The sequence below is a fragment of the Albidovulum sp. genome (genome assembly GCF_049646345.1).
Classification (GTDB): Bacteria; Pseudomonadota; Alphaproteobacteria; order Rhodobacterales; family Rhodobacteraceae; genus Albidovulum.
The window spans coordinates 1-2363 of sequence record NZ_JBARVQ010000454.1 but is presented as its reverse complement, the minus strand read 5'-3'; the positions used below and the strand labels follow the sequence as shown (position 1 = coordinate 2363).

The 2363-nt window shown below is 63.4% G+C and carries 2 protein-coding genes; both read left to right on the top strand.

The window, feature by feature from the left end; all coding sequences use genetic code 11:
* A partial coding sequence (locus WBB85_RS11340) for a glycine cleavage T C-terminal barrel domain-containing protein (protein WP_432638724.1) occupies positions 1 to 1924 on the top strand: 1924 nt, incomplete at its 5' end.
* The coding region (locus WBB85_RS11335; RefSeq protein WP_432638723.1) for a sarcosine oxidase subunit gamma at positions 1917 to 2363 on the top strand (447 nt) is incomplete at its 3' end. The genes WBB85_RS11340 and WBB85_RS11335, both read left to right, overlap by 8 nt.

Here is a 2363-nt window from a genome sequence, read left to right as displayed (position 1 = left end):
CGCCGAAGCGAAGGGCGACCTGCCCGACGCAGTGCGTGCCCGTGGTGTCAAGGTGCTGACCGGTCAGGGCATTGCCTCGGTCAAAGGCGGCAAGCGCGTGACCGGCGTCTCGGTCTGCCTGCAGGCGGGCGAGGGCGCGGAACTGGAAACGCTTCCCTGCGACGCGGTCGCCATGTCGGGCGGCTGGTCGCCGGTCGTTCATCTCTGGTCCCATTGCGGCGGCAAGCTGAACTGGGACGACAAACAGGCGATGTTCCGCCCCGATCCGGCACGTCCGGCCACCGGCGACGATGGCGCGGCCATGGTCACGGCCATCGGTGCGGCCAATGGTCACCTGACGGCGGCCGACGTGCTCGACGACGCCCACAAAGCCGTCGGCGGCAAGGGCGCGGCCCCCGGCGCGGTCTGCGCGGTGGAAGAGCCGATCATGCCGGTCTGGATCATGCCGCAGGGCGCAGGCCCGGCTTTGCGTATGAAGATGTGGCTTGATCCCCAGAACGACGTGAAGGTCTCGGACGTGCAGCTTGCCGCGCGCGAGGGCTATGAAAGCGTTGAACACACCAAGCGCTACACCACGCTCGGCATGGCGACGGATCAAGGAAAGATCAGCAATATCAATGGTCTTGCCGTTCTTTCTGATGCGCTTCACCGGGGCATCCCGGAAACCGGCACCACCACCTTCCGCCCGCCCTATACACCGATTTCCATCGGTGCCATTGCGGGCGAGGCACGGGGCGAGATCTTCCAGCCCCTGCGCAAGACACCGATGCATGACTGGCACGACAGCCACGGCGCACATTGGGAGCCGGTCGGCCTTTGGCGCCGCGCCTATTGCTTCCTGCGCACGGGCGAGGGTGTCCATGACGCGGTCAACCGCGAGATCCGTCAGGTGCGGAAATCGGTCGGTCTGCTCGATGCCTCGACACTTGGCAAGATCATCGTCAAGGGCCCCGATGCGGGGCGGTTCCTCGACATGCTCTATACCAACATGATGTCGACCCTGCCGGTCGGCAAATGCCGCTATGGACTGATGTGTTCGGAAAACGGCTTTCTGTCGGATGACGGCGTTGTCATTCGCCTGAGCGAAGACAGCTGGCTGTGCCACACCACAACCGGCGGGGCCGAGCGTATCCATGGCTGGATGGAAGACTGGCTGCAATGCGAATGGTGGGATTGGAAAGTCTATACCGCCAATGTGACCGAGCAGCTGGCACAGGTGGCAATTGCGGGCCCCAACGCCCGGAAACTGCTGGAAAAACTCGGCGGAATGGACCTGTCGAAAGAGGCGCTGCCCTTCATGGAATGGCGTGACGGCACGCTTGGCGGCTTCCGCGCCCGGGTGCACCGTATCTCGTTCTCGGGTGAACTCAGCTTCGAAGTCGCCGTGCCCGCCTCAGAAGGCCGCGCCTTCTGGGAGGCGCTGATCGCCGCCGGCGAAGAATTCGGCGTGATGCCCTATGGCACCGAGGCGATGCATATCATGCGGGCCGAGAAGGGCTTTATCATGATCGGCGATGAAACCGACGGCACCGTGATCCCGCAGGACCTCAATCTTCAGTGGGCGATCTCGAAGAAGAAAGAGGATTTCCTCGGCAAGCGCGCGCAGGAACGTTCCTTCATGGCAAGCCCAGAGCGCTGGAAACTCGTCGGCCTCGAAACAATCGACGGTTCCGTCATTCCCGACGGAGCCTATGTGGTGGCCGACGGGCACAACGCCAACGGCCAGCGCAATGTGCAGGGCCGCGTGACCTCGACCTATTATTCACCGACGCTCGACAAGGGCATCGCGATGGGTCTGGTGAAATATGGGCCCGACCGGATGGGAGAGGTCATCGACTTCCCGGTCGATGACGGCAAGGTGGTCAAGGCGCGGATCGTCGATCCGGTGTTCTACGACAAGGACGGGGAGAAGCAGAATGTCTGAAGCATTTCCAGAAAAAGTGGGAACCGGTTTTTCGTCCGTAAATGCGCCGGGCATGGCTGTCAGCGCTTTGGGTGGCGTTTCTCACTCGGGTTTCGTCGAAACCGCCGAAGCGGGGCTGCGCGGCATGATCACCCTGCGCGGTGACCTCACCTCGGCCAGGATGAAGAAGGCCGTGAAGGCCGCGACCGGTACCGCCGTTCCCGCCGGGCGCCGGATCGAGATCAATGGCGACAAGGGCGCTGCCTGGATGTCGCCGGACGAGTTGCTGATCCTCGTCCCCTATGCCGAGGCCGTGGCCACCGTTGAGGCGCTGGAAAAGGCGCTTGCGGGCGATCACCACCTTGTCGCGGATGTCTCGGATGCGCGGTCGGTCTTCACGGTAAAGGGGGCGAAGGCCGCCGAAGCGCTGATGAAGCTCTGCCCCGTCGATTTCGAAACG